We start from the raw sequence: 21,901 nt of genomic DNA on the forward strand, positions 1-21,901 counted from the left end.
TATAAATTTAAATCCACAATTTCTTTAATGACACCTTTAGGTATCATACAATTAAAAGATAGAGAGGTTACAGTTACTCAAAAAAATTTTTCAGGAGAAGTTATAGCGGGTATTGACGATTACTCCTTAAAGGCAGCATCGGAAGCTTCTACACTTAAGTATGAAGTAGAAGTAAGTATGCTACATTTTTCAGAATATTTGCCAATTATTGGAGGTAAAGACCTAAAAATTAAAGGTGATTTGGGATTAGGCGCAATAGGTTTGAAAGGTAGCTTTGGAAAAGAAACTGGTATAACGGTTCTTGCTTTAGAGGGTTTTACTGTGGGAAGTAGTTTAAAATTTGAAAAAGCTGAGGAGGAAAAATGATATGAAAACTCCATCGTATAAACCATTATATATTTTAGTTTATGTCGTAATATCTGTATCTATTATAGGATTAATGATTACTCCATCTAACAATTTGTGGGAAAAATTGTTAGGAACTATCGTTCTCATTCTTTTGGGAGCAGGTTTAATATGTTTTTTAAAATTCGGACGGTGGGCGCAAGAGAAATTTTATGATAAATTTACAAAAAAACGGGATTAATATAAGACTGGAGTAATTTAAAACGTGGGAGCAACCTTTGATGATATATGGTAGAAAACAGGAAACTTCAAAAACTAAGGAAACTTGGGATTATGTGGCTTGTTATTATCCTATTGGAAATGTTTTAACTGAATATAATATGTTTTTAAACCATGAATACATATCAGAAGTTATTTTTACTGGTTACATAAATGAGGATGAAATTAAGTTGTGTGAAGATTTGAAATAATAATTTGGAATTTATAACTATAATAAAATATATATATCTTATTGGATATAATTTTTTATTATAGTTATTTTTATAAGTTTAATGGTGAAAATTTTATTGGGAGTAGAAGGGGTAATGATAGTGAAAATTTTTGAAAATACAATTTTATTTGTTTTGTGTTTAGTAATTCTTAGTGGTTGTTTTACAAGAGAGGGAACTATTGTGGGTGGTAAAGTTCATGGTTCTTCAGATAGTGTATCAGGTAGTATATCTGGAGATTATAGAAAATTTACTGGATCTGCAACTCAAGATAGGAAAGTTAAAAAAGGTGAGAATTGGATTTTTTCTTTTGATGATAAAACTAAACAAGGAACTATAATTGCTTATGTTGTGGATTCAAATGATAATACAATACTAGAGTTTAATAGTGGCGAAGGCGAAAAAAATATTAAAGTGCCTAAGGATGATACATATAAGGTTAAAATTAAAACGGAAGAACATGGTGGGGAATTTCGAATATCATGGAAAAAAGAAAAATAGTTTTTGGATTGAAAAAGGCATCTAAAGAATACAATGTATTTTTTAATCATAATTAAATCGATAGTTTATTTTTTTAAGGTTTTGAAACAGTTGAAGAGCTAGAGTTAAGAAATAAACTAGCAAAATTTTAATGAAAAGGTAGATTAATTATATGTTTTCAGGATTTCAATGGTTTCCTAAAAAATGGGGAAAAAGAAAAGTTTCAGAACAGTTTCATCAATCAAAGTTTGCTGATGAAGGTAAAGGTATTTTGATTACTATTTATGCTATAGATTTGTATTTTATATCTATTCCTTTAAAGGTAAAAAAATATAATTAGTTTTAATCATACATATATTCTTTATTTGAAGGTTGAGGTAGAACACAGGAAACCTTTTAAAGAGTCTGTATTGAATATTAAGTATATAATCGCGGTTCTCCTATAGTCAGTAAAGACTATGGAAAAGAGAGAAGCAACATCATGAATATAGAATTACATTTAGATAAAGGAAGGATAGAAAAATAACAAAGGAGAGTAAAAATGAAAATTTGGGAATTAAAGAGTTCATTTGATGACTATGAATCCTTTCAACTATTGAACTTAGAAGAAGATTCTAAAAAGTATTTTGAAGGGAAAATTGACTCGGCAGTAAAAGCATCTGATTCATGGGGAGAAATACGTATTAAATGTGTAGAAGAAGGAAATCAAAGTGATTTGCCTCATTTTTGGGGAGAAGTTGGTACGCCAATGGTTAGTGGGAAAGCTAAAAAATTTTTAGAGTCTATACTTGGTGATAATGTAGAATTTCTTCCCCTAATTCATGATGTGACGGGAGAAGTGTATTATATAATTAACGTTTTAAATGCACTAGATGCTATTAACTATGAGAAAGCTATACTAAAGAAACTACGTTCTGGCTTAGTAATAGATTTCAAAAAATACGCATTCTTACCTAATATGGTTAAGAACCAAACAATATTTAAAGTTTACTTAAATGAAATATTACATATTCCTTCCGTTTTTGTATCAGATGAATTTAGAAATACAGTGTTAGAAAGTGATTTAAAAGGTTTTGAATTTATTGAGGTATGGGATTCAGAAGCAAACATGTAAAAGAAAGTCCTAAAATAATTGATAGGAGTTAGTGACATGGATGTAAAGGATTTAAAAATTCTAAGAATGTTAAACAATTATGAGGGAAATGAAAAAGAAATTTTTGAACTGATTCAAGCTGAAGCAATGGTGAAATTTATATGTGGAAAAATATGATTTTGGAAATTGGAGATATATTGAAAAGTGTTAATTATAAGCTGAATACACCCGCAACGGATACTGAAGTTCAAAGATTAAGAGAACATGTAAAAGAGAAATTTAATGTTGATTTACCGAGGGAATACGAAGAGTTTCTTAAAAATGTAAATGGTTTAGACTTTGATGGACTGGTACTTTACGGAGTTGATTCTTCTTTACTAGAAACAAAAAAAGATGAACATATTTGCGGCTTTATAGACACGAATAAGATTTGGTATGAAAATGAATTTCAAAAAGAGTATCTTTTCTTTGGCGATTCAAATATTGCGTGGTTTTGTAAGAGCTTATCAGACGGTACTTATTTAGAACTTGATAAACCATCAGGTACGGTAATGAACACATATAATGATTTTAATACAATGCTTGAGGAAGCGTTAAAAATAACCCTTCTTTAATAGGATGATAAGATTATAACTGTTTATCCAATGTATTAAAGAATGTGAGGTACTCAAAAATGAAAGTAACTACTCAGCCCATAGTTAAAAATGCAAGACAATATAGAGGTAATTGCTAAGAAGCACTCCGCCTGAGTTTCAGATGAAATTAAATAATTGAATATTTATATTTAAATAATCGACTATTTATGCTTTAATATTTCTATGTACATAACTGGGATAATTAGGAATTTACATTTAATATGTTTTAAGAAAGGGGAATGTTTTTTATATGGAAACTCCAGAAAATCAATTTAAACGTGCGCTTAATCCTTGGTTCTCCATTTGGACAAAACCACGTGATACAATGAAAGAAATTTTTATATCCAAACCAAAGAATGTGTTTTTACTCATTTTACTAGGCTCATTCGTACAGACTTTAGATCGAGCATCTTCTAAAAATATGGGGGATTCAATAAGTAGTCCAGTTTCAATAATCTCAATGGTTATATTCGGTACCTTCGTTGCTTTCTTAATTTATTATTTTTTGCTACCAGCGTTATTTAATTGGGTGGCAAAAAAACTTGGTGGACAAGGTACCTTTGAAAAAACACGTTACGCAGTTGCCTATTCTTATATCCCTTACGTTTACTCTCTTATATTAGTTTGGGTGCCTTCATTTTTCTTGTTTGGGATAGAAAACTTTACGAGTGAGACACCGAAAATGGATAGTAGCATAACTTTAACGATTTTGTTTATTATTTTTGCCATAATTGATATAGTTATTGCAATTTGGACAATCATTATTTCCTTAAAATGTTTAGGAGAAGCACACCAATTCTCAGCATGGAAAGCATTATTAACAATAATAATATCCTTTATGATTATCATTCTTCCTTTAGTAATAATAGTATTTCTTATAGTAGGGGTTACAATCTTTTAATCATTTATTTGCTTCTTATGAATTTAGAAATTTAATAGAGGTCTGGGGAAAAACACAAAAAATGTGTAAAAATAATAACTAAAAAATTAACTTTTATAAAAACATTTAAACTAAAATGCTTCTTAAGCGTGGGTCCAATAGCTCACGCTTTTTATTTTGGGTGACTATAACATTTATTTTTAAAATTTATAATCATGTTATTTATTACGGACAAACCTTCAAAGAATCTATTGGTGCTACAGCTAATTGAAGGCGTATTAACAATTTGAGAGTAGTTATTGATAAGAATGGAAATGTAATAGCTGTGTTTCTAAAGAATAAGAAAAGTTTAACATGAGTTTATTTTTTTTATTCGGGGAATATGGGCGTAATTGGTTATCGAGAAAAAATTCAGGAGAATAAAATTATGAAAAAAATAAACCATGAATTATTTGGTGAAATTGTTCACGATTTATATTGGAGCGGACAACAAAAGATAACTATTTTTGGGCAGGAAAAAATAGTTTCTTTAACTATTGATGGAGAAGAAGATGATTTAATTCCTAAAGTTCAAGAAGAAGCATATAGGAAGTTCATTACTGATATAAACAAACTTACAAGCGATATTCGAGTATTATAAAGAAGAATATATGGAATATAGAGATATGGTAGGTGATGAATCTGCTGATAAAATAGCGCCGATTATAACAACCATTCAAGAACTAGGAAAATTGGTGGAACCTGTTGGGTTAATTATATTACCAGATTTTGAAGATGGAATTAGAAGAGTTGGATTAATATTCAATTGTACCTGGGAAGAGGACGGTGTCGGGGTGAAATTTGAAAATGAGCAAGTTGTAGAAGTTGGTTATCAAGACATCGTTATTTAAACTTCAAATTATGTGCTGTCACTATATCGAATAGAAGCTGGGTTTGTAAAATAACAATGGAACTACGTGTTTTTTCGTCATACAAAAACCTCTACATATAAGTAGAGGTTTTTAAATTGCATATTAGTGAATTATGCTTTTTCAAATAAACGAAGATACTAGAATACATAATTTTAACTAGACTTATTATTAACTAATTTATCCCCACCACCAAGCTCCGCCTCAATCTGCGAAGTCTTCGATGACTCATCCATACGCCAATACGTAATAAAGCTGATTGCGATACATCCAGCTACGTAGAAGTAGAATAGTGATTCCATTCCGATGCTCTTTAGCCATAAAGCTATGAACTCTGCAGTTCCGCCGAATATCGCAACTGTTAGAGCATATGGTAAACCTACGCCTAGTGCGCGAATTTCAGTTGGGAAGAGTTCTGCTTTTACAATTGCGTTAATTGATGTGTAGCCAGTAACGATAATGAGGCCGACCATCATGAGTAAAAATGCTACGATTGGTTCTGTCGTTTTTTCCATGAAGAAGAAGATCGGTGCTGTTAGTAATGTTCCGAGAATACCGAATGCCATTAATAGTGGGCGGCGTCCAATTTTATCGGATAATAGCCCTGCAATTGGCTGAAGTACGACGAATATAAGTAGTGCGACAAAGTTAATCCAGCTTACAACTTCTTTCGGAAGGCCGACTGTGTTTACCATGAACTTTTGTAAATATGTTGTGTACGTATAAAATGCAACAGTGCCTCCTAATGTTAGGCCGACTACTGTTAATACTGCTTTCGGATGTTTCATAAGAGCGCGAATGGTTCCTGCGCTTTCACGTTTTTGTGATTTTATGTTTGAGAACTGCTCCGACTCATCCATCGTGCGGCGAAGCCATAATACAGCTACTGCGCCCATCGCTCCAATAATGAATGGAATACGCCATCCCCAAGCTTTCATATCTGGTTCGCTTAGTAATTGCTGAAGAACAATTTGAACGCCTAACGCAACCATTTGTCCAGCAACGAGCGTTACATATTGGAAACTTGAATAAAAACCACGGCGTCCACTACTAGCCATTTCAGATAAATACGTTGCGGAAGTTCCGTACTCTCCACCAAGTGATAATCCTTGTAGTAAACGGGCAAGAACTAAAATAATTGGCGCCATAATACCGATACTTTCGTAACTCGGTGTACAGGCAATAATTAAAGAACCACCGGCCATAACCGTAATGGAGAGGGTTAATGCCGCCCGGCGTCCGTGCCGATCTGCATAGCGTCCCATTAATAAACTTCCGATAGGGCGCATTAAAAATCCAACTGCGAAAATAGCTGCTGTGTTCAGTAACTGACTCGTTGGATCGCCTTTAGGAAAGAACTCTGCTGAAAAATAAACAGCGAAAGCAGAGTAAACGTACCAGTCGTACCATTCAATTAAATTACCGACAGAACCTTTGAAAATATTGCCGGCGACTCGATTAGATTTTACTTGAGCCATACTAATTCCTCCTCTTGCTTATAAATAAAATGATAATTATGAAAGCGTGTTCATTGTAGTTGAATTGTACTGTCCTTTAAATAAAATCTCAATATTATGACAATTTTATTCTTTTTGTACTTTATGTACATGGAGAGTTTTTATAGTTGCTTCATTTTCAGTTTTGTCATAATAATAGAAAAAGGAGATTGATAGTTTTGAATATTTTATCAAAGGATATGAAGCATGAAAAAATCACGCAAAGTGTCATTACAAACGAAAATAGTAAGCTTAATTATCGCGTTAATTTTATTTGTCGTTCTCCTATTAGCCGGAATATTTGTTTACATTCAGTCCGTTGATACGAAGCGCCAAGTAGAACAGTTAGCACTGCAAACGGCTAAATCTCTTTCTTTTATGCCAGCGATAAAAGAGGCTTTTCAATATAACGAGCATAAAAGTACGATTCAATCCATTGCGGAACAAGTTCGTGAGCAAGCTGGTGCAGATTACGTCATTGTAGAAGATCGCTATGGGGTTATGTATTCACATTCTAATTCGGAGTTGATTGGTACAAAGAGTAACAACCCGTATAACTATGAGGCACTTACTTTTGGTGGTTATTATACACTCGAAGGAAATGGTACAAGTGGTCCAGCTTTAATGGCGAAGGCACCTATTATTGTTCATAACGGAGACTACGATCAAGTAGTAGGCGTTGTGACAGTAGAGTTTTTAATAAAAGGTATCGAATCTAACATATTAAGCAGAACGAAAGAAATTATCCTCTTTTCCTTAGCTGTATTACTAGCTGGAATTGTTGGTGGCATTCTTTTAGCACGTAGCATTCGGAAAGATACACTGGGTTTAGAGCCGAATGAAATTGCAGCGCTATACCGGGAACGAAGTGCAATATTACTATCTATAAAAGAAGGAATTATCGCTATTGATCAAAACGGGTTTATTACGATGATGAATACGTCGGCAGAAGAGATGCTACATGTAAATGATGATTATATGCAGCAGCACATTTCAAAGGTTTTACCGGAATTTAATATGGAACGAGTGTTAGAAAGCGATCAAGAAATCGCGTTTCAAGATAAAGTGTTTATTTTAAACATGACACCGATACTTGAAAATAACAGTACGGTAGGGGGTGTATGTAGTTTTAGAGATAAAACAGAACTGCAAAACTTAGTGAATACGATATCTGAGGTAAGAAAGTATTCTGAGGATTTACGCGCTCAAACACATGAATTTACAAATAAACTTTTCGTCTTATCAGGATTACTTCAGTTAGGGCACTACAAAGAAGCGATTGAATTTATCCAACAAGAATCTAATATTCATCAAAGCCAAAATCATATTTTATTCCATCAAATTCACGATGCGAAAGTACAAGCTATTTTATTAGGAAAACTCGGAACAGCGTCTGAAAAGAAAATTGATTTTCATATTGAAGGAGATAGCGCGCTTCATCCGTTACCAGACCATATAAAAGTGTCGCATCTTATTACGATCCTTGGAAACATAATTGATAATGCATTTGATGCGGTGAATGAACGAGAGGAAAAGAGAGTTTCCTTCTTTGTTACGGATATTGGACACGATATTGTATTTGAAGTGATAGATAGCGGGATAGGGATACCGGCAGAAAAAATAACGACCATTTTTCAAAAAGGATTTTCAACGAAAGGAACTGATCGTGGTTACGGGCTAGCAAACGTGAAAGAAATGGTAGATCTACTAGGGGGAACAATTGAAATTCAAAACGAGAAAAATGGAGGAGCTATTTTTACAATTTACCTTCCAAAAAACATTGAGAGAAAGTACATGACAAACAGGGGGATGGGCATATGTTGAAGGTTGCAATTGCAGAAGATGATTTCCGCGTCGCGCAAATTCAAGAGGAGTTTTTATTAAAAATAAAGGATGTAATAGTAATCGGAAAAGCATTGAACGCGAAAGAAACGATGGAACTACTACAAAAGGAAGAAATCGATTTACTTCTATTAGATAATTACTTACCAGATGGAATTGGTACAGATTTATTACCACAAATCCATGCTGACTTTCCAAATGTTGATGTCATTATGGTAACAGCGGCGAATGAAAACTATATGTTAGAAAAAGCAATTCGAAACGGCGTAAGTAACTACCTTATAAAACCAGTCACGTTAGAAAAATTTGTTCGCACAATTGAAGATTATAAAAGAAAGAAGCAACTATTACATAGTAACAATGAAATAAATCAAGCACTCATCGATAACTTCTTCGGGACTTCGCAAACACAAGACATAAAAAACTTACCGACAGGTGTTGATCCGTTAACACTGCAAAAAGTGAAAGGCATTATAAAAGGATTCGAAGAGGGCATTACAATAGAAGAAATGGGAGAACAAATGGGGGCCTCCAGAACAACCGCAAGAAGATATTTAGAATACTTAGTAGCGACCGGCGAATGCACAGTAGAGTACACATACGGCATTATCGGACGACCAGAACGAAAGTACCGAATAGGAAGAGGACTATGAAAAAACGATTATTACTATGTATATGGATCATGACAGGAGTAATAGCTGGTTGTTCCTCGGAAAAATCCCATACGAATAAAGTGAACATCGACAAATTAGAAATCGTTGCACCAAACGTTCAAGGAGCAGGATGGGACTTAACAGCACGGGCGATGCAAAAAACACTAACAGAAGAAAAAATCTTCACAAAACCAATCACTGTCACAAACAAAGTAGGCGGCAGCGGTGATGTCGGATGGAAATATACGAAACAAAAAGGTGGTCACGTACTGGCGATTAACTCAAGCTTACTCATAACGAACAACCTACTAGGCCACAGTAAACTAACATATAAAGACTTTACGTCGCTCGCAACTCTCGCATCGGATTGGGAGGTCGTTGTCGTCTCAAAAGACTCAAACATAGAAAACGCAAACGAACTAATGGAACAACTAAAACAAAACAAGAAAAACTTCAAAATTGGCGTTGCCCCCGGCCTAGGGAACGACGATCACCTATCCTTCGTACAAGTAAGCAAAGCATTCGGCATAAACCCTGCCGAACTACAATTCTTCGTCTACGAAAACAAAGAAAAAATCATAAATGCTCTAACGAACAAACAAATAGGCGCCGCAACCATGACCCTATCCGAAGCCGAAAAACAATACAAAGCCGGCAAAATAAAAATACTAGCCGTATCCGCACCAAAACGACTAGACCGACTACCAGAAATCCCAACCTGGAAAGAACAAGGAATCAACGTCATCTTCCAGCACTGGAAAGGAATTATGGGCCCGAAAGATATGACGGAGGAAGAGGTTGCTTATTGGGATGGTGTGATTAAGAAGATGGTGGAGAGTGATAGTTGGAAGGGGATTTTGAGGGAGCGGGGTTGGGAGAGTTTTTATAAGGGGAGTGGGGAGACTAGGGGGTTTTTGGAGGAGAGTAGTGGTTGGTATGGGGGGATGGTTAAGTTTAGTAATTAATGCATGTTTATTTGTAAGAAATGGGATATGTGACATAAAATAATGCCACATTATAAGTTATAATTTACTTATAAAAATTTATAAAAATGATTATTCAGGAGAATTGATTTACAAATTTATAAACGGCGGTGTGTGGAATGGATTATAATTTTGAGATTTTATCATTGTTAAATAATTCAATTGAGTTTGAGAAGCTACATAGTAAGTTTAATCGTTTTAATCCTTTTAAAATATTGAAGGTAGATAAGTTTGAGATTAGACATTCTAATATGATTGCTTGGCTACTTGATCCTATGGAAAACCATCACTTAGGTTCTATGTTTGTAAATAAGATCCTTTCTAGAACGTTTGTAAAAGCGGAGAATGAGGAGTTAATTGGACAATATAATTTTATTAAATTACATAAGCAGTCTCTTCAAGATTTGGAAGTGTTTCGCGAAGTACAAACGAAAAATAATAAACGAATTGATATTTTGGCAATATCAGAAGCGCAAAAGGTTGCTATTCTGATTGAAAATAAATATAAGTCATTGGAATCGGATGGCCAATTACAAAATTACATAAATTTTGTTAGTGAGAAATATGAAGGGTATACGATCATTCCAATTTTTTTGAGTTTAGATGGTAGCGATCCAAGTCATAAATCGTATCTTACTTTAGATTATGGGGATATATTAAATATTCTAAAAGGGCGATTGGAGATTTATAGTGATTATACGTCTAGTACGATAAAAGATTTTCTTTCCTACTATATTGATATATTAGAGGGGGAACTAGTTCGTGATGAGGAAGACATTGAACTAGCATTAACAGTATATAAGAGCCATAAGGCCGCTGTTGATTTTTTATGTTTAAATGGTAACGGAAAAGTAGTTGGAAAGTTTGTTAATAAAGAGTTGTTAAGCGCTGTAAAGAAATTGAGTGTTGAGGAAAAAGAAGATCTTCGTAAAATTTATAAGAAGTATGCTGAAACGCTCCACTTTATACATGGAGCTGGAAATAGCGTCATGAGAGAAGCTTTTTTACAATTTGTAGAAAAGAATCAAATACCAGAAGATTGTTACCATGAACACATTCGCATTCCATCTTTCATTTTCGAAGAATGGAAACAACTTGATGAGATTGTTGGAGTTCCAAATCATGAATGGTGGCTAAATAATGCTCTTATAACTTGGTTCGAAAGAAAAGTAGATGGGCGTATGAAGCTTATTGTTGAAGTTGGGTCGTTGGAATACAAACAGAGATTAAAGTTATTATGCAAGTTAGAGGAAAATGGAATTACTATTAAAGAAAAATCAAAAGAAGCTGGATCCATGTATACAAGAATTTATGCTGGATATGAAAATATAAGTGATTGGGCAGATCAAGATGAAATTCTCCGTGTGATGAATGATATGTATAACAATGCTGATTTTAATCAAGTAGTTGCAGCTATAGGCGATACGATAGCGGGGCTTGTATACGGAGAAGAAGATTCTTCTTCTGAAATTGTTGCGGTAGAGGATAGTCAAACAGACGCGAATACGTTAGCTAATGCTTTTGAATCATTCGTCCATGAACAAAAGTTCCATGAATGCTTTTATAATATTCATCACCGATTACCATCATTTATTATGTCGGAGTTTCGCAAACTAGAAGAACAATTTGGAACACCGAAATGGAATTGGTGGTTAAATAACTGTGCAATTATGTGGTTTGAACGTTTGAAGGATAATAGATTGAAACTGACGCTAGAAATTGGACCACTAGAATCACAAAAGAGATTAGCGCTATTAAAAAGGCTTGAAAGTAAAGGGAGAAAAATAAGCGCAGCAGCCAAAAGGGCAGAAGCGTCGTATACAAGAATTTACACAAATACAAGTAATATAAGTAATTGGTTAGATGAAGATAGTGTTATACAGGCTATGAACGAGCTATTTAATGATACGGATTGTCAAAATGTTATTCAAATGTTAACAGATATCGCTAAAGAGGAAGTTCATATTTAAAAAGAATTGCCAAGTGCAGTGAGATGTACTTGGCGATTGTTTTAACTATTTTAGATATAGTATGAAAAGGTGATTCTAATTTTTTATACTTAGATGAGGATGGATGAATAGAAACGAGGAATTATATGAGTAAATTAAGCAATTGTCTGTATATGATTGAACTCCTGCATGCAAGAGAGAAAATGAAGATTAGTGAGTTAGCAGAGTTGTTAGAAGTAAAAGAACGGATGGTCCGCATTTATCGTGATGATATTGAAATGGCAGGTATTAAAATTGAGACAACGAAAGGAAGGGATGGCGGTTACTCTCTTTCGAATACATCGTTATTTCCTATTAAAAATATGTCTCAACAAGAGCTAGATGCGTTAACATTCTCAATTCAAAAACTAGTTTCAAAAGGTAATGATATTTATGCAAAGGACGCACAAGTAGCGTTAGATAAATTGAATGCCGTTCGGAAAGTTGAAACGAATAAAGACCGTCATATATATTTTGTTCAAAGATCGAAGCCAAATTATACGTTTTCTAATGAAAATCAAAAATATGTACAACTACAAGAAGCTTTATTTACAAGACGCAAGGTGAGAATTCAATATGAGAAACGATTTGGTGAAAGGTCAGAACGAATTATTGATCCGTACGGTTTTGTACACTACAATGAATTCTTTTATTGCCTAGCCCTGTGTAATGATAAAAAAGAAAAACGCATGTTTAAAATATCGCGAATAAAAGATATTAAAACTTTGTATGATACATATAAAATACCCGCTGATTTTGATATTCGAGAAGAATTTCCGAAATTCGGCATTATGAAAGAGCCACTTGAAGTTGAGTTACTCATCTATCCACCATTCGCAGTATCTGTACCGGAATCCATTTGGGGAGAGAATCAAAAGATAGAACATAATAATGATGGTAGCATTTTTTTCCGGGCGACGATGAGCGGGAAAGAGTCGATTAAGAAGTGGGTTTTGGGGATGGGTGCTTCTGTTAGGGTGTTGGAGCCTAGGAAATTGAGGGAAGAGGTTATTGAGGAGGGGAGGAAGTTGTTGGAGATGTATGGCTTAAAATTAAAAGTGACGTTATAAGTACCGGTTTTAATGTTACTATAAATATATATTAATATTTATATATATTTACAAATTTCTTATAAAATATATATAGTAACTGGGATTATGGTTGTATATTTGGATATTTTATGTAATTCGTACACGTTTATTAATTAATTATAAAAGAATATGATAAAATATTATTAAAATACTAATGAGATGGCGTGAGGGATAGTAAATATGTCTGAAGAAAAATATTTTTTAAGTTTTATAGAGCATATTAATCAAGTTGCAGCGGTTAATGCGAAAAAAATGGAAGAGTTAATATATGAAGACCCAGCAAGTGCAATTGTGAAGGCTAGGTTATTTGCTGAGGCTATATTGAATGAGGTATTCGCTCAAGAAGATATAAAGGTGCCATATATTTCATCACTATATGATAAAATTTCTTATCTTGCAAAAGAAGGTTATATAACAGCGGAGGTACAGAGGGACTTTGATACAGTTCGTTTTACGGGGAATAAAGCAGCACATGATGGCTCGTTTAATGATATTAGTGCAGCTTTTAAATTACATAAAGTCATGCATAATATTGCTGTTTGGTTATATGAAGTATATTCACCTGAACAATTAAAAATACCTGCATATGAGCATCCAAGACCAGCACAAAGCAATGAAGCAGATATACAAGAAATGGTGAAAGCACAAGTAATGCAATTAATTGGTGTTACTAATCAGGATGAAGTTAAAAAAGAAGAACCTATTATTGAAGACTTAGCGGAAGAGAGCATCCTTTGTAAAGACCTTCCTGAGGGAGAAAGTTATTTATTAAGAGAGCTAAAAAGGTTACAAGATTCATCACAAGAGGCTATTGAAAACGCAAATGCATTCAGCCAATTTAAAAAATATATGCATGTAGAGAGAAAGATTCAAACTGACTTAGAGCGTATTTTGGTGAAAAATAAGGAACTTAATTCCTCTAGCTTAATTCTCCTTTGTGGTAGTGTTGGAGATGGGAAATCCCATTTATTAGCGTATTTAAAAGAGAATAAACCAGAATTATTAGAGGGATATCAAATTTTTAATGATGCTACAGAAAGTTTTTCTCCTAACAAAAATGCGATGGAGACTTTAGAAGAAATACTTCAAGATTTCTCTGACCAATCAATTGGACAATCAAATAAAAAAGTTATTTTAGCAATCAATATGGGAGTTCTTCACAACTTTATAACGTTAAACCATGAAGAATATACATACGAAGCTTTAAATAAATTTGTTGATGGCAGTGGTCTATTTTCTTCAAGCATCACTACTTGTTATAGTGAAGATCATTTTGATCTAATTAGTTTCGGTGACTATCACTCGTATGAACTAACAGAAAAAGGGCCACAATCAACTTTCTTTTTAACTTTATTAAATAAAATATTTAATAAAGAAGAGGGAAATCCTTTTTATTTGGCTTATCAAGAGGATACAAAAAACAATATTCGAACAATGGTTCATGAGAATTATAAATTTATTCAGGAACCTTACGTGCAAAAACAAATTGTTAATTTAATTATTCAAACGTTAGTGAAATATAAATTAGTTATATCTGCTCGTGCATTATTAAATTTTGTAGCTGACATTATTATTCCAGATAAATTAGAAGTAATTGAAGTTCTCTCAGAATTTGAAGTGTTAGAGCAAGCGGTTCCTAATCTTATGTTTAAACGGAAAGAGCGTTCTCCTATCCTAAAGACTTTACATGAATTAGACCCAGTTCATAGAAGATCCCCATACATCGATCAAATTATTATTGATTTAAGTACTTTAAATGAATGGGATACTATATTAAATCATTGTGTAACATCTGATCAAGGTAGAGGGTGGTTAAATCCTTTTATTAGTGAAGAGAAAGTAGATGGTCCATCATTCATTGGTTTCTCAGAAACTGTTATTCGAATTACATATTTAACGAATGAAGACTTCTCTCAGAAGATTGAGGATGAGACGTATCATAAATATGTAAACAAATTGTTTGATTTCAATTCGGGTAATAAAAAAGAAATTAAAGTCTTTTATGAAGAAATAAAAGAGGCGTTATTTAAATGGAAGGGGAGTCCGAAAAAGGGATATATTTATCTTAACAAGCCAAGTGATAAGTATAGATTAGCTCAACAACTTAATCTAAAGCCATCAATCGATCATTTGAAATTTAATCAAAATGATGTACTAGACTCGTTTAAATCATCGCTAGTGTTAGCATATCATGATGGAGATATAAAAAATATTATTGAATTGGATATTGATTATCAACTATACAATTTATTAGTAAAAGTTTGTCAGGGATATTGTCCAAATAAAAAAGATGAAGAAGATGCAATTAAATTTACAGAGTTTGTAGAGAAAATCATGAAATTTGGAGAGAAAGAGAATGAGTTATTGATACATTTTCCTAATGATTCTCGTTTCTATAAATTAAATCGAGATGATTTTGGTGCGTTTGTGTTTGAAAGGGAGTAGTGATTAATGGATACACTATTAAAAATAGATAAATTAGAACAGTTATTGGGGAATAACAAGCATGATGTTGGTAAAGTTATGGATATTTTACCATTTGTTACAAAAAGAACGAAATCAATACGTGGAAATTTTAATGAAGTTTTAGGTGAGTACGTCCGAAATGTTTGTGGTTTACGCCTAGTTGATAAGAAGAGTAGTGAAGACGAGGACTTGTTTTCCTCTAGAAACCCTTTTGTGGATCAAATTATGGAAGAAATTGAGTATACGCAGGAAGCAGAATATGATTTAGACCGATTTTTAAATCAATATTTATTTGGTCAAGATAATAAAATTAAACCTATCCATCCATATTTATTTAACTATATGGCTACACCTAAAGAGAAGAAAGATTTACCGAAATATGGGCAATTTATAAAAGATGCGCTAGTTCATGATGAAGTAAGTATTAGTTCTATATTTAAGAATAAGGAAAGTGAAGATATATTAACAGAACTCATATTAAATAAATTAGATATTCCAGCTAAAGATCCGGTCAAACAATATCAACCTTTAATGGGATTTTTAGCGAATTCCTACCAGGAAGACTTGCTATTTTTGAGCCAATATAAAGATTACTTCTTGAAATCTTTCCCATTGCTGACGCATTTTTATAGCTTTATGTATGTTTGTCAATTAGTTGTGAAGTTTGAACAATTTGATGAAGCTGATTATACGCATTCCAATCCTTTATATTTCGCTTTAGAATGGGAATCTATTAGTAAGAGAAGAAAAGCTGCGGATGACCTAGAAGGATTTAGAAGAATAAAAGATAAAGCACCAAATTTATTTGTGCATATACACACGATGTCTCAATTAAGTTATAACGAGCTTCAAGATGAAGAAGCAGATGAAAAGCAAAGTTTTCAATTTATGAATTATAGATACTTAAAAGATTTAATAAATGAAAAAGGATCGGATGTTTCAGAGCAATTTTTAACAGATGGTAAACAATGGATTAATAAATATAGTGAGCTTTGGGCGAAGCGAGTAACACCTAAAGATACACCAGAAGATATATCTGAGGTTTTTAAAACATTGTTTAGTTGTCTAAAAGAGGGAATGAATACAGATGCATGTAAAAAGTTTGGAGAGAACATTGAAGATTTAGGGGCAGATGTTTTTCTGAAAAATCGAGGCAGCATAGGGGCTGTTTTTAATATGAGTCATGAAATGCTGTTACTCTTAACAGCTGTATGCGTAAAAGAAGAGAGAATGCCGTTAAATCGTTTGTTTGAGGAATTTTCAAAAAGGGGAGTAGCTTTTGATCGTCATTCGAAAAAGATGATTATCGAGCTATTTGATTCTCATAATATTCTAGATAAAAAAAGTGATAGTGGTGATGCACAGTATGTCAAACGAATTTTATAATTATATATGTGAGTTGTTATTGGGGGATTTTAAAAATCGTTCAATAAAAGCCGGTGATAGATTTTATTTACAGCTAGATAAAGTAGAGGATGTAGAGAATTTAGTAGAAGCATTCCAAGAGCAGAAAAATGTCAAGCAATTTGTATACAAACATGAATTAGGTGAACCGTATAAAACATTTTCAGTTGAAATACAAAATGTTCAACTTGTTATTGCCTATACAAATGAAAATGTTAAACCAGATTTCTTAGTTACTTTACGAAATCAAGTTGGTGAACAAAAAGGTGTATGGAAAGATACAGCTTTATTGAGTATAGTTTCAGAGCAGTTGGATTCAATTCAAGGTGGAAGTAGTGATCTTCAAAAGGATGGAATGCCGTTACACCCTAATTCTATAGTAAAGGGATTAAGACAAGAAATTGAAAGCAGTATGTTAGATAAAACTGCTCAAATTATCCTTATAGAAAACATGGAGATGATTAAGCAAGAACAGGCACATCAACAAGTTACTTTTTTTGAGTTTGAAGAAATTTTTTCTACTCTTGCAAAGGGTACGATAGAAGATAAAGACTATCAAAAATTTGCAGTTTTTAAAGATGAAGAATTAGCTACTTTTAAAGGGAATAAGCAAAAAGAACGTTTAATTGCAAATAGAGAATTATATGAATTTGTTAGGAAAATTCATGATTTCGGTTTAGGAGCAGAAGAATTAGAAAAGAAATTCACCCCTGAGGGAGCTAGTAAATTAAAACGTGAAGATTGGCAAGAAATTAACTTTGCCGATGTTAATCGATTCCATCAAGATTATTTAGATCTTCATAAAAAGGCATCAATCAATTTAAAAGAGTTGACAGTTAAAGAAGGATTGCACTTTTGGGATAAACCTCAAAAGGAAACCGCAGCCGGAGAAAGAAAAAGACACTTAGTTATATTTAATCCAGAAGGTAAGGAAGAAGTACATTTAAATGCCGCATTTTCAATTCAAGGTGGAAATGTTAAAAGTTTATCGAACAAATACGTAAAAGTACCTACGAAGTTTAAGAAAAATGTAGAAGTATCGGTAGGGAAAATAAACCTTAGTGCGGTTATAAAAACTGAGAGTAATCAACCTACATTTGTTAGGTTGTCTTATAAGCATGATGATAAATCAACTTTAGGTGTAGAACTATTTATTGTTGTACTACCAATTGAACCATATGTATTAGATGCTTTTAAAACAACATATTTGATAGCTCCTAATAAGTGCCTGATTGAACTTCAGCATGAAGATACTGAGCTTTCATTTGGACAAGGCTATAACAAAAAATCAATGGAAGTCTATGAGGAAAATGCAACTATTGAGTGTAGCGTAGATGATGAACTTACTATTTTCCCTCAACCAGAAGCGTATAATGATGAAGAAGAGATGAGAGTTAACATTCGCTTGACGGAGAATGGAACAATTATTCCATTTATATTGAAAAATGAGTTGCCGGAATCTACTCCAATCAATGGCGCGCGAATTTGGAAATTAAAGCGTGAGCAACAAAGAGATTTTGAATGGATAAATAATCGATTGCGTTTTGGAAATAGAGAATTCTATTTAAGCCCGGAATATAAAAACTTATTCGAGTGGGAGTATCAATGGATTGAAAATGGGCTTAGATGTGCCGTAGTAGAGTCTGATGTATTGGTCCCTGAAGAGGTGTCCATTAGCGATGAACTAAGAGAAGCTTATAGTAGATTTTTAACTTACTTTAAAATTAAAAAAGGTATACCAAGCTTATGTTATTACAGTGACGAGCTAGTTAAAAGGGCAGAAGAATATTTGAATGCTTTTATAAAAGAGATAAAAAGTTTTGAAGAAGGACATGAGGCTGGCAAACGCGGGCGAGATTTATTTAAGTTAGGGACAGTTATGGGGAATAATGTAATTGAATTTACACCATTCCATCCAGTTATGGTCGCTTTCCAATTAAAATTGAATAATTTACTTTTAAATGAAGAAGTAGATAATAGTATTTTACAGCGATTAAAACCAGATGGACTAGTTCCATATATTTATAATGAACGAGATCAATTGTACAGACCAGATAATCAGAATATCGCATTAGAGTGGATGGACTTCAAACCAGTTAATCAAGTATCAGTATCGGATGCTAATCAATATTTAGCAAAAGTAATTGAGGATAAAATTCAGCAGTTTGAAGGACACTTTGGTTATTTATTTAGTGAGTACTCTAAGGCACCGTTGCAAATTAATTTAATCAATATTGAAAACGATCATGAAACTTTTAGAGGTATCGTAAATTGGATGCTTGAAAGAATTAGATCAAAAGGACCTGAAGGTTTAAAAGCTGTTGAAGTTACGCTTTATAAAGAAGAAGGTCAGGACAGTGCGTTTGATAATTTCTCAAGAATCGAATCGGTAGAGGAGTTTCAAACAAAATTTAATATTAATTTAGGCGCAAAACAGCAGTATGAACCCCAGGATATATTGCGATTTATTCGTGAAAAGCTATTTTATTATAAAAAAGAAATGGGCGAAGAATATAAGTATGCTCATATTTCTTTCTATAAAATGCAAGCCCAAGAGCGGTATGCATTACAATCTATGGATGAAATGTTATCAGGTTTAGCAATTGATGGGTTATACACTACAGTACCTTCAATGAAGAGTAATGAAAACTATAAGAGTGGTTTCGGTGTTAAAGCATATGCTGTAGAGGAAGAGAATCTTTTAACACAAACAGCGTATTATTTTAATGAATTATGCGCAAACCTTCATAATGGTGGAAATAATACGTATCGAAAAGGTGAAGCGATTTTCTCTAGAACAACGAGTGCTGATGAAGAAACTCTAGAAGAAATTTTCAAATCTTCTTATTGGGTAACATTTGTAGACCCAAGTTTTGACCTGGAGTTCTTTAATGATTACGAGCAAAATCTAGTTGTTATTCATTATAGTGATCAATATTCATCTTCAAGTAGATATGATGCGATTACTGTAACGGACAAATCGCAACAATATCATTTTGTTATTGAAGAATTTTTAAAGGAAAAACAAGTAGAGAGTAAAAAAGAAAATGTAGAAAGCACTATTAAAGCATTTAATACTTTTAATGGTGAATGGTTACTTCGTGTTATTGGTAGTAAGGGCCATTATTCTAGAGAGAAGTTAAGTATTATTTCTGCTATAAAATTCTCTTTAGCATATTTTGAACATCGCGACATTTTATGGGTGCCAATTTCTCTAGAAGAAGTTTTAAGAGTTGCAGGTGCTGTTAATTTAAAGAAAGCAGATGGCATATTTACAGCTAAAAACTTAGGAGTAAAAGGTGTTCATAGTGATGATTTACTGTTGATAGGTTTGGAACAAGTAGAGAGTGATGTAATGATGCATTTTTATCCTGTTGAAGTAAAAATCGGAGCTAATAAAAACGATGTATTAGAAAAGGCAAGAAAACAGGTTAAACATACGAAAAAATTAATCAATGATGCATTAACAACTAATTCTTTTGCTAGCCGTTTCTATCGTAATTTCTTTGCTCAACTTTATATTTCTAATGCTAATAAAATATTAAAAAGTAGATTCTGGGAAGAGAAAAATTATGAATTGAAGAATAAAGTGGTTGAAAAACTGTTGAAAGATCAATTTATAATTTCCAACGGAATTGAATCATCTATTGGTGAAGGAGCCATTTTATCCTTCCAGCGAGACGCTTATCATAGAAGTGCCAAACTGGATGAAGGGATTACCTTATTAAGCCTTCCAGAGTTTGATGGATATAGTGGTCTTATACAACCAATGGAAGATATGAAGAATTGGATTCAAGAAACAGAAGGCGATTTTATTAAGGAAGAATTACTATCTCATAAATATACAGGTGCCTGTAGCGAAGTAGAAAGTGCGTCATCATCTAGCTCAGAAAAAAATGAATTAGAGGCTGATGTAGAGGTAGAAGCAAAGCCTGAAATTATCGATTCTAATGAGGTTACTAAAGAGAAAATCGAGAATACAATAGAAGTTCTTGAAGAAACAAAAGACAGAGAGTCACAAAAATTAGAAGAATCCCGAATTCTAATTGGGAAGGCAGAAAACTCGAATAGAAAGATTTATTGGGAGTATGGTAATAAAGGATTGGCGAATAGACATTTGTTGATCTCAGGTAAATCCGGACAAGGTAAGACATATTTCATGCAATGCTTATTATTAGAAAAATCGAAGCAAGGTATCCCAAGTATTGTTATTGACTATACAGAAGGATTTTTACCAAATCAATTAGAAGATGAATTTGTACAAGCAATGGGTACAAAGTTAAAACAAAAGATTGTATATAGTGAGCAACTTCCGATTAATCCGTTTCAAAAGAATGAAAGGGATATTGGAGGCATTACGCTTCCGGAATCTAATACCGATGTTGCTGAAAGAATTAAGAGTGTATTTGCTGCTGTATATAGCACATTAGGTGTGCAACAATTAAATGCGATTTATGAAGGTACTCTTAATGGATTGGATAAGTATGGGGAAGATATGAGTCTAATAAAGCTTAGAGAATGTTTAGAAGAAGATGGTTCTAGCTATGCTAAGACGGCTTTATCTCAAATAAGACCGCTTATTGATCGTAATCCATTTAGCCATGAAAATACAATAAATTGGAAAGATGTTGTAGATAGTAATGGTGAGATTTTTATTATTCAGTTGACTGGATATCCTCGAGACGTTCAATTAATGATTACAGAATTTGTTTTATGGGATCTTTGGAATTATTCCGTAAGGTTTGGAAATAAAAATAATCCAATGCCTGTCATAATGGATGAAGCACAAAATCTTGATCATACGGAAAAATCACCTTCTGCACGAATTTTACAAGAAGGACGTAAATTTGGATGGTCTGCATGGTATGCAACTCAATTTTTAAAATCTCAATTGGCTACTGATGAATTAGCAAGGCTACAAAATGCTTCACAGAAGGTTTATTTTGCGCCGCCAGAACAAGAGATCTCTACAATTGCTACTAGTCTATCTAACGATTCTTCAGAGAAAAAAGAATGGGAGAATAGACTTTCAACATTGAAAAAAGGTCAATGTATTGTACATGGACCTGTGTTACAAGTAAATGGTGAATTGTCTCAACCAACTGTAACGGTGGTTGATATTATATCTTTATATGAGAGAATATAAAAA

At 33.1% G+C, this 21,901-nt stretch carries 16 protein-coding genes and 2 pseudogenes; 17 read left to right on the forward strand and 1 reads right to left on the reverse strand.

From position 1 onward, the window contains the following. Positions 1 to 27 precede the first annotated feature (27 nt). The 9 genes and pseudogenes from ACTFRM_RS01145 (at position 28) to ACTFRM_RS01185 (ending at position 4,811) form a co-directional block, all read left to right on the forward strand. The gene (locus ACTFRM_RS01145) at positions 28 to 366 is read left to right on the forward strand and encodes a hypothetical protein (RefSeq protein WP_173600736.1); all 339 of its coding nucleotides are present in this window, start codon (positions 28 to 30) and stop codon (positions 364 to 366) included. Between the two features lies 1 nt (position 367). After that, the gene (locus ACTFRM_RS01150; protein ID WP_000856860.1) at positions 368 to 586 is read left to right on the forward strand and encodes a hypothetical protein; all 219 of its coding nucleotides are present in this window, start codon (positions 368 to 370) and stop codon (positions 584 to 586) included. A 16-nt stretch (positions 587 to 602) separates the two neighbouring features. Next, a pseudogene (locus tag ACTFRM_RS01155) lies at positions 603 to 815 on the forward strand (DUF4176 domain-containing protein); the annotation flags it as partial. Between the two features lie 81 nt (positions 816 to 896). Next, positions 897 to 1,334 carry a hypothetical protein gene (locus ACTFRM_RS01160; RefSeq protein WP_013141783.1) on the forward strand — a complete coding sequence of 146 codons (438 nt, stop codon included), beginning with the start codon at positions 897 to 899 and terminating at the stop codon, positions 1,332 to 1,334. Positions 1,335 to 1,485: 151 nt separating this feature from the next. Next, positions 1,486 to 1,653 (forward strand): hypothetical protein, encoded by a 168-nt coding sequence (locus tag ACTFRM_RS01165; protein ID WP_000490950.1) that lies wholly within the window; start codon positions 1,486 to 1,488, stop codon positions 1,651 to 1,653. Positions 1,654 to 1,854: 201 nt separating this feature from the next. Next, a complete protein-coding gene (locus ACTFRM_RS01170; protein WP_000707085.1) occupies positions 1,855 to 2,427 on the forward strand; it encodes an imm11 family protein in 573 nt (190 codons plus the stop codon). A 140-nt stretch (positions 2,428 to 2,567) separates the two neighbouring features. Then, entirely contained in the window at positions 2,568 to 3,020 is a 453-nt protein-coding gene (locus ACTFRM_RS01175; RefSeq protein WP_065211936.1) for a YrhA family protein, read from the forward strand. Positions 3,021 to 3,291: 271 nt separating this feature from the next. Next, positions 3,292 to 3,942 carry a Yip1 family protein gene (locus tag ACTFRM_RS01180; RefSeq protein WP_000449723.1) on the forward strand — a complete coding sequence of 217 codons (651 nt, stop codon included), beginning with the start codon at positions 3,292 to 3,294 and terminating at the stop codon, positions 3,940 to 3,942. Positions 3,943 to 4,348: 406 nt separating this feature from the next. Continuing rightward, positions 4,349 to 4,811: pseudogene (locus tag ACTFRM_RS01185) on the forward strand (DUF6985 domain-containing protein). Between the two features lie 173 nt (positions 4,812 to 4,984). Here ACTFRM_RS01185 and ACTFRM_RS01190 read toward each other — a convergent pair. Beyond that, positions 4,985 to 6,307: an MFS transporter gene (locus tag ACTFRM_RS01190; RefSeq protein ID WP_000079860.1), complete on the reverse strand. Its 1,323-nt coding sequence runs from the start codon at positions 6,305 to 6,307 to the stop codon at positions 4,985 to 4,987. Between the two features lie 225 nt (positions 6,308 to 6,532). Between ACTFRM_RS01190 and ACTFRM_RS01195 the strand changes: the two genes are divergently transcribed. From ACTFRM_RS01195 to dptH, 8 genes are all read left to right on the forward strand, one after another. Continuing rightward, positions 6,533 to 8,149: an ATP-binding protein gene (locus tag ACTFRM_RS01195; RefSeq protein ID WP_000749641.1), complete on the forward strand. Its 1,617-nt coding sequence runs from the start codon at positions 6,533 to 6,535 to the stop codon at positions 8,147 to 8,149. Then, on the forward strand, positions 8,143 to 8,820 hold the full coding sequence (locus tag ACTFRM_RS01200) for a response regulator (protein ID WP_000921498.1): 678 nt from the start codon (positions 8,143 to 8,145) through the stop codon (positions 8,818 to 8,820). Before ACTFRM_RS01195 ends, ACTFRM_RS01200 begins: the two co-directional genes overlap by 7 nt. After that, the gene (locus tag ACTFRM_RS01205) at positions 8,817 to 9,785 is read left to right on the forward strand and encodes a tripartite tricarboxylate transporter substrate binding protein (RefSeq protein WP_000746626.1); all 969 of its coding nucleotides are present in this window, start codon (positions 8,817 to 8,819) and stop codon (positions 9,783 to 9,785) included. Before ACTFRM_RS01200 ends, ACTFRM_RS01205 begins: the two co-directional genes overlap by 4 nt. A gap of 137 nt (positions 9,786 to 9,922) precedes the next feature. Then, a complete protein-coding gene (locus tag ACTFRM_RS01210; RefSeq protein ID WP_000386142.1) occupies positions 9,923 to 11,773 on the forward strand; it encodes a PD-(D/E)XK nuclease family protein in 1,851 nt (616 codons plus the stop codon). Positions 11,774 to 11,898: 125 nt separating this feature from the next. After that, entirely contained in the window at positions 11,899 to 12,861 is a 963-nt protein-coding gene (locus ACTFRM_RS01215) for a helix-turn-helix transcriptional regulator (protein ID WP_000041040.1), read from the forward strand. A 201-nt stretch (positions 12,862 to 13,062) separates the two neighbouring features. Continuing rightward, positions 13,063 to 15,327: a DNA phosphorothioation-dependent restriction protein DptF gene (gene dptF / locus ACTFRM_RS01220; protein ID WP_001288172.1), complete on the forward strand. Its 2,265-nt coding sequence runs from the start codon at positions 13,063 to 13,065 to the stop codon at positions 15,325 to 15,327. Between the two features lie 6 nt (positions 15,328 to 15,333). Beyond that, positions 15,334 to 16,734 (forward strand): DNA phosphorothioation-dependent restriction protein DptG, encoded by a 1,401-nt coding sequence (gene dptG, locus ACTFRM_RS01225; RefSeq protein ID WP_000380284.1) that lies wholly within the window; start codon positions 15,334 to 15,336, stop codon positions 16,732 to 16,734. Beyond that, positions 16,715 to 21,898 carry a DNA phosphorothioation-dependent restriction protein DptH gene (gene dptH, locus ACTFRM_RS01230; RefSeq protein WP_000064060.1) on the forward strand — a complete coding sequence of 1,728 codons (5,184 nt, stop codon included), beginning with the start codon at positions 16,715 to 16,717 and terminating at the stop codon, positions 21,896 to 21,898. Before dptG ends, dptH begins: the two co-directional genes overlap by 20 nt. Positions 21,899 to 21,901 lie beyond the last annotated feature (3 nt).

Source organism: Bacillus cereus group sp. MYBK227-1 (assembly GCF_051916325.1).
Taxonomy (GTDB): Bacteria; Bacillota; Bacilli; order Bacillales; family Bacillaceae_G; genus Bacillus_A; species Bacillus_A cereus.